Genomic DNA, 7903 nt, shown 5'->3' on the forward strand with positions numbered 1-7903 from the left:
CGCTGGTGGAGCGGGTAATGGTTTAGGTGCGAACGGCCAAGGTGCTGGTGGTGCTGGCAATGGATTAGGTGCCAATGGTCAAGGCGCTGGTGGTGCGGGTAATGGTTTAGGCGCGAACGGCCAAGGCGCTGGTGGCGCTGGCAATGGTTTAGGCGCAAACGGACAAGGTGCCGGTGGTGCGGGTAATGCTTTAGGTGCCAATGGTCAAGGTGCTGGTGGTGCGGGCAATGGATTAGGTGCGAATGGTCAAGGTGCCGGTGGCGCGGGTAACGGTTTAGGGGCAAATGGTCAAGGCGCTGGTGGAGCGGGTAATGGTTTAGGTGCGAATGGCCAAGGCGCTGGTGGAGCGGGTAATGGTTTAGGTGCCAATGGTCAAGGCGCTGGTGGTGCGGGTAACGGTTTAGGTGCGAACGGTCAAGGTGCTGGTGGTGCTGGCAATGGTTTAGGCGCGAATGGTCAAGGAAATAATAATTTAGGTAATTTTGGCAATGGTTCCAATTTAAATAATGCTAATTTCGATAATCCAGGTGATTCTAATGATGCTGATAGCGCTAGTAATTTTCGGATTAATTTAGCCAAATTACACGAACGGCAAATGCGCCAATTAAGCCAAGAGCAATTGCAACGCCAAGAAGAAGCTATGCAAGCGGCGATGTCCTCGCAAGCGGGAAAACTTTTTTCAGCGTGGCTTCCGCCACCCACTCAAGAATATGTCGAAACAGCACCAGAACAAACTCAAGCGCAAAAATCTGAACTGGCAACGGCCTTGGGCGAAGGTTCAGGACAGCTTAGTGGAGGAGGTGCCGGTGGCGCCACCTTAGGCGCTGGAATACCTAAAACCCCACCACCATTTATACGCGCGGGCTCTGTGTTCTTTGCTACTATGATTACGTCAGTGGATAGCGATTTTTCAGGTCCGGTGATGGCGCGAGTCGTTTCCGGTCCTTATGCCGGTGCTAAATTAATTGGCTCGTTCCAACCGGTCACGACGCAGTTGGATGATAAATTAACCTTAACGTTTAATACCATGGTAGTAAAATCGTATCCTCATAGTATTTCAGTTAATGCGTTTGCCATCGATCCTAAAACAGCACGCACAGCGTTAGCGACTTCCGTTGATCATCATTATTTAATGCGCTATGGAACGCTGTTCGCTTCTGCGTTCTTGGAAGGTTATGCGAATGCTTTAACTTCTTCAGGATCGACCAGCACCATACAACCCAGCGGCACGCAAACCTTTACTTTTCCGCAATTAAATACTCGCCAGCAAATTGCCGTGGGTTTAGGAACAGTAGGGAATCGTTACAGTAGTATCTTGCAAAGTAATTTTACGATAAATCCGACTGTGTATATCGCATCGGGAACCAGTGTGGGAATATTATTTGTATCGGATGTCAGCCAACCAACATCCTGAACAGTTTAAAGAGGTAGCCGCAACAATGGCCAAAAATGATGAAGCGAAAATGGGAGATGAATATACCTATAGCGAGGAAACGGGAACCGACGCGTATCCAACACGACGTACGAATCCGTTAAGTTCGGTGGCTTCGAAAATCTCAAAACAACGTGTCATTGTGGCGGTGATTGGGATCGTGATTATTTTTTATGTCATTATGCGGATTTTTGCAGCGATTGAGCATCGGCATAAAGTGAGCAATGAAATTGTTCCAGCTTCCTCGCCCGCGAAAGAAACAAAAGCACAACCTACAAACCCAACTCTGGTGGCGCAACACACCGACATTACACATCATCCTTTATATCAATCCACAGTTAATCATCAACAGCAATTGCAAAATATGACAAGCGAAGTAGACAATATTAATAGCAAATTGTACAATATACAGGAATCAATTCGACGCATCGATGATCAAATGGCCAAATTGCAATATATCGTAATGCAACAAGCCAGAATGGCGGCCGAAAAACAAGCCATCGCACAGGCAAAAGTACAACAACGAGCGCATCATTTGTATCAAGTCTATGCGGTGATCCCAAATCGCGCTTGGCTTTATGGGCCGCAAGGCGCCACAATTACCGTACGCGTAGGAAGCTATTTACCCCAAGTGGGTATTGTCGTGGCAATTGATCCGGTTTCAGGGACAGTGTTTACTAATTCTGGTGCAAAGATAAGCTTTGCATTAACAGATCAATAAGCGAGAGTTTATCATGGCATTGATTTCCCCATCAGATTGGCCCACTTTGCAAGGTATGCTCAGTTCGATTGTCTCGAATATTCCTGATATCACGATCCTCATCAGCGCATTTTCGTATATTTCAGGATTATTTTTTTGTTTACGAGCCACTTACGCCTTAAAAGAATACGGTGAATTGCGCACCATGATGTCGTCGCAAACCAGTTTAATTAAACCCATCACCTTGTATGTGGTGGGCGCATTATTATTATATTTCCCAACGACGTATCACTACGCCATCGAAACTTTTTTTGGCCAAGCAAACCCCACTCCGTACGAATATCAATCCACGAATTACGCCTCCTGGGATGGAATTATTTCAGTAGTGATTCAAATTCTTGAAATAATTGGTATTATAGCGTTTATGAGAGGCCTTTTTATGTTATCGGCATTAGGTGGTCATCAATCACCTCATGGCACCATTGGAAAAGCGTTTACTCATATTGTTGGCGGAATTTTATCAATGAATATTGTGGGATTTTCGCATGCAATCGAAGGTACCTTGGGCATTACCATACATTGAAAATTTTTATGTTATATTAACGGGAGAGACACAGTGAAAATGAAATCCATATTAACCAAATTAGCGTATTCCATTTTAACCCCTATTATTTTGCTGCAAACCACCTTTGTCTATGCAGATGATAATAATTTAGGGGGCATTGCTAAAACTATCGTGTCAAATTTTGCCAATTTAGCCAGATTAATTACCGCAGGTTCTTATATTGCTGGAATGGGATTTGCTGTCGGTGCTATTTTAAAGTTCAAAGCGCATAAAGATAATCCAACCCAAATTCCTATTGGAACACCTATTGCATTAATTTTTATTGCAGCTGCTCTGATTTTCTTACCGTCGATCTTTAAAGTCGCTGGATACACATTATTCTCAACGGGTGGTACACCTGCTGGTGTATCAGGTACTATAAGCTTCACGAGCTAATATGCATCAACTATCATTGGCAGTTAATCCGATTAACTGGCGATTGCACACTGCGAGGAAGGCAGATCCTGCCTTCCAAGCATTTACTAAACGCGTATTAGAGCGAGATAATCACACGTGCCAATACTGCGGATTTCAAGCGCGGCAATATCAAGAAATTGTTAACATCGACATGGATTATAATCGCAATGTCATTGCGAATTTAGCTACCGCATGTTGTTTTTGCACGCAATGTTTTTTTTTGGATGCCGTAGGTAAATCCGATTACGGTGGGGGCACTTTAATTGTTTTACCCGAAATATCACAAAACGATTTAAATGCGTTTTGTCATGTTTTATTTTGTGCGATGACGAATGCCACTGCCTATCAATCTTCCGCACAAGCCATTTATCGGAGTTTTAAATTTCGCGCCCAAGCATTAGAAGAACAATTTGGCGCAGGAACTTCTCGCCCTGCTTTTTTTGGGCAATTACTCAATGAATCGATGCAAGCCGATGCTAAACTTAAAACGGCGGTATTAAAAAACGTTCGTTTATTACCTTCGCATGCAAAATTTCGTAAACAAATTGAAACCTGGGCGCAAGCCGCGTTAGATGAAATACCGGATAATGCTTAATTTGGTGGGGGAATTATGCCAAGTTTTATGGATCCCATATTGGATGGTGTCGACAGTATTTTAGAATGGTTAACGTCCTCTCTAAAACAAACGACGGAAGCCTATTGTGATTTGCAAACCGCCGATTCAAGCGAAGTCTTAGTGGCTCACGATGGTTCGTTGGTGAGTATGATCAGAGTTCACGGCGTTACGGCATTAGTCGGCAGCGAAGAATTTGATCATATTGTTGAAGGTGTTTCAGAATCCTTACAATCAAATATGTCGCGTAGCGGTCATACGCTCCAAGTATTTTTTAATTATGAATTAGATTCGGTAAAAGCTACCTTAACCGAAATATTAAATCCAGCGAAAGAAACAGCCGACGTATTAAATTTAAATTTAGCCGATTTATTTGAAGAACGCATTAACCACTTAGCTAAATTCTGCGCTGACGAAACGGTATTTTTAGTATTATGGACAAGACCGAGTATTTTAACTAAAGAACAATACGATCGCGCGGCAAAAGATAAAGCTAAATTAATTCGCGAAAAAAAATTTCCACCGTTTAAATATACTCAAAATTTATTAGCGACCATCCCTGATTTACGCAATTCACATGAATCTTTAGTGCGGGCATTGATCACAGATTTTAATTTATTAAATATTTATGTGAGTAAAGTGACTGCTCACGAAGCCCTTTATCATATGCGGATGAGTATCGATCCGGATTTTACCGATCGTGAATGGCGCCCCTTATTACCTGGCGATCCCATTCCTGCGATTAAAGTCGATAAAAAATTTCGTGGCGAAATATCGGATGTGATGTGGCCTTCCTTAGGAAGACAATTAATGCCACGCGATGCAGAAAATATCGATTTACGCACGGTGCGGATTGGCGATCGACTTTATTCTGGTGTCTTTATTGATTTATTCCCGCGAGAAATACGTCCTTTTATTTCATTATTTCAACGCACGCTTTCTGCAAAAATTCCTTGGAGAATTTCATTTTTAATTGATAGCGATGGCGTCACTTCGTTACGCTTTAAATCATTTTTAGCTGCCACTTTAAGTTGGACGTCTCCCTATAATCGTTTGATCAGTGATGCCACTAATTTATTGCGTTATATTAAAGTGAATAGCGATGATGCGATTGTCAAATTACGCGTAGCTACAGCAACCTGGGCAGACGAAGGTGATTTACGCACGTTACGCACGCGCACGGCGCAATTAGCCAAAGCCATTGAAGGTTGGGGTTCGTGTGAGGTATCCGAAATTTCCGGTGATCCGTTTGCGGGTGCCGTGTCGTCGATGTTGGGTATCTCGAGTGAAAGTGTGGCAACACCTTCCATTGCGCCACTTTCAGATGTGATTAGCATGTTGCCTATCACCCGACCCGCCTCACCTTGGGATCACGGCGCTCTCTTGTTGCGTTCACCGGATGGTAAACCCTGGCCCTATCAACCCGGTTCACGCCAGCAAACCACTTGGATCGATTTAGTTTACGCACGCCCAGGTTCGGGTAAATCGGTCTTATCCAACGCGTTGAATTTAGCATTATGTTTAGCAGCAGGAATTAAACGTTTACCGCGTATCGCTATTATCGATATTGGGCCATCCAGCAGTGGTTTAATTTCATTATTACGCGAAGCATTACCCGCAGAGCAACGTCACTATGTGGCTTATCATCGTTTACGGATGACGCCAGATTATGCGATTAATCCTTTCGATACCCAATTAGGGATGCGTTTTCCTACTCCTCAAGAGCGCGCGTTTTTAGTGAATTTTTTAACCTTATTGGCCACGCCACTCGGTGCGGAACGCACGTATGATGGTATTCCCGATATGTCGGGTCTCGTGGTTGATGAACTTTATAAAGCCGCAGCCGATGGCGCAAATCCCTCGATTTATACCGCCGGCATGGAACCTTTAGTGGATGGCATTTTAGATGAAATTGGTTTCGTCCAAGATCAACGAACGACGTGGTGGGAAGTGACGGATGCGCTATTTTTAGCAGGGTTTAGTCATGAAGCAATGCTCGCGCAACGTTACGCAGTACCGCAATTAAGCGATGTGGTGTCGATGTGTCGCACGCAAGCCGTCGAAGATCTCTACGGGCAAATTATTGCGCCCACCGGCGAACCCATTATCACCGCTTTTAGCCGGATGATTTCCAGCGCTGTGCGCGAATATCCTATTTTATCACGCATCACCAGTTTTGATTTAGGCGATGCTCGAGTCATTTCACTCGATTTAGACGAAGTCGCTAAAAGTGGTGGAGATGCCGCCGATCGTCAAACCGCGGTAATGTATATGTTAGGGCGTTATGTGCTAGGACGAAATTTTTATCTGACGGAAGAAGCTGTTCACGATATGCCAGAAATGTATCAAGATTTTCATCGCACGCGCATTGCTGAATTACGTGAAGATCAAAAACGCATTGTTTATGATGAATTCCATCGCACGGCCAAAGCGAAAGCCGTGCGTGATCAAGTGATTGTGGATATGCGGGAAGGCCGTAAATGGCGCGTACAAGTTGCATTATTATCGCAATCACTCGATGATTTTGATTCATTGATGATCGAGTTTGCAACGTCAATTTTTATTATGGATGCAGGTCCTTCGCAGGCTATTAATAAAACGGCGGAAGTATTTGGATTAAGTGAAACGGCAAAACTGGGCTTGCGTAAATTTGTTCACGGCCCTGGACAGCGCGGTGGAACTTTTCTCGCGCAATTTTCCACCAAGCATGGCATGAATACTCAATTACTCACGTTAACCTTAGGTCCCGTAGAACTATGGGCATTTAGCACCACGGTGGAAGACGTTAATATTCGTAATCAGCTTTATAAACGCTTAGGTCCTGCCGAAGCTCGGCGTATCTTAGCTGTGTTATTTCCCAATGGCACCATCACTAAACTGGTTGAAGATCGTCTCAATGCGATTAAGGCAGATAAAGGTTTAATTGATGATCGGGAAAGATTAAGTGTGATTGATGAACTTGTCGAAGAAATTATCGATGCTTATATGCAAAATCCACAATTTAAAAGTTTAACCTCAATAAAATAATAGGGCTTGAACTTCGTTCAAGCCCTATTATTTTACGTTATGGTAAACATTTTGAACTTGTGGGATCGTCTTTAGTCGTGTCACAGACACGCACGGTATTTAATAATTCTGCGGCATGTTTCAAATTTTCCTTGGAAAATTTTTTATCGGCGACAGAATAAATATACACATACATGTTTTTAGCATCGGCATCGATGTTAAGAATAATACTGTCACGTTGTGGCGAACGGCAACTCATGTAAAACATTTTCTGCGGTTGTGTAATGGATTTAATTACCATGTTCAAATCTTTAATCTGACAGCTATCATGATGCGCCTTTTTAGAATTTTCGATAAATGCATTAAACGCATCAGGAGTAGGTTTTAACACGTTGATAATATTGAGACTTAATTTTTCAGGATTAGGGTTTGGTGCAAACGTCATATGACGAATACGATCGTTATTATTTTGTTGAGTCATCACCCAGCCTGGCGGCAATTTTAGCGTACTGACTGCATCGGCAAATACGGAAGATAACGCGCATAAAAAAATAAAGGCAATCAGCGATCGAATGTTCATTTTGGCTTCCTTGAAACACTATTTTGTTAACTATAGCACACCACGGTAGCGAAATTATCTCCGATCAGCTTTCTCCGCATGCCAAGTATTTCCCCTAAAAACTTGCAATTCAGGGAAAATTTCGCGAATATTACGGTGTTGTAACAGAGAGAAGAGAGAACGATATGATAAAAAACGGTAAAATCATACTATTATTCAATATATTATTTTTTGTTAGCTTAGCATTTGCGGCTTATCGTCCTATTCATCAACATGGTTTGGCATCGTGGTATGGGCCAAAATTTAACCATAAAAAAACAGCGAGCGGTGAACGCTTTAACATGTATCAATACACTGCCGCAAGTCGCAGTATTCCGTTGGATACCTTAGTCAAAGTGAAAAATGTGCGTAATGGCAAATCGATTGTCGTCAAAGTTAATGATCGTGGACCTTACGTACATGGTCGAATTTTAGATCTCTCCTATGGCGCCGCCCGCCGCTTAGGCATGGTGGGACGCGGTGTCACCGAAGTCGAAATAACCGCTGTTTAAAACCTGTAGCCTGGAACAGAT

The 7903-nt window shown here is 43.2% G+C and carries 8 protein-coding genes; 7 read left to right on the forward strand and 1 reads right to left on the reverse strand.

What is annotated here, in order from left to right; all coding sequences use genetic code 11:
- The 6 genes from KIT27_11985 to KIT27_12010 all read left to right on the forward strand — a co-directional run.
- Positions 1-1414 (forward strand): DotG/IcmE/VirB10 family protein (locus tag KIT27_11985; protein MCW5590366.1); only part of this gene is annotated, 1414 nt, incomplete at its 5' end.
- Between the two features lie 25 nt (positions 1415-1439).
- Positions 1440-2153, forward strand: a complete 714-nt coding sequence (locus tag KIT27_11990) for a hypothetical protein (GenBank protein ID MCW5590367.1) — start codon at positions 1440-1442, stop codon at positions 2151-2153.
- Positions 2154-2166: 13 nt separating this feature from the next.
- A complete protein-coding gene (locus KIT27_11995) occupies positions 2167-2715 on the forward strand; it encodes a hypothetical protein (protein MCW5590368.1) in 549 nt (182 codons plus the stop codon).
- A gap of 33 nt (positions 2716-2748) precedes the next feature.
- Positions 2749-3132 (forward strand): type IV secretion protein IcmD, encoded by a 384-nt coding sequence (locus tag KIT27_12000; protein MCW5590369.1) that lies wholly within the window; start codon positions 2749-2751, stop codon positions 3130-3132.
- 1 nt (position 3133) lies between these two features.
- Positions 3134-3748 (forward strand): type IVB secretion system protein IcmJDotN, encoded by a 615-nt coding sequence (icmJ, locus tag KIT27_12005; GenBank protein ID MCW5590370.1) that lies wholly within the window; start codon positions 3134-3136, stop codon positions 3746-3748.
- 15 nt (positions 3749-3763) lie between these two features.
- On the forward strand, positions 3764-6793 hold the full coding sequence (locus tag KIT27_12010; GenBank protein ID MCW5590371.1) for a type IV secretion protein IcmB: 3030 nt from the start codon (positions 3764-3766) through the stop codon (positions 6791-6793).
- Between the two features lie 37 nt (positions 6794-6830).
- Here KIT27_12010 and KIT27_12015 read toward each other — a convergent pair whose 3' ends face one another.
- Positions 6831-7352 carry a hypothetical protein gene (locus KIT27_12015; GenBank protein MCW5590372.1) on the reverse strand — a complete coding sequence of 174 codons (522 nt, stop codon included), beginning with the start codon at positions 7350-7352 and terminating at the stop codon, positions 6831-6833.
- Between the two features lie 164 nt (positions 7353-7516).
- Between KIT27_12015 and KIT27_12020 the strand changes: the two genes are divergently transcribed.
- Positions 7517-7882, forward strand: coding sequence for a septal ring lytic transglycosylase RlpA family protein (locus KIT27_12020; GenBank protein ID MCW5590373.1), 366 nt, complete (start codon positions 7517-7519; stop codon positions 7880-7882).
- The last annotated feature ends 21 nt before the right edge of the window (positions 7883-7903 follow it).

Source organism: Legionellales bacterium, from assembly GCA_026125385.1.
Taxonomy (GTDB): Bacteria; Pseudomonadota; Gammaproteobacteria; order JAHCLG01; family JAHCLG01; genus JAHCLG01.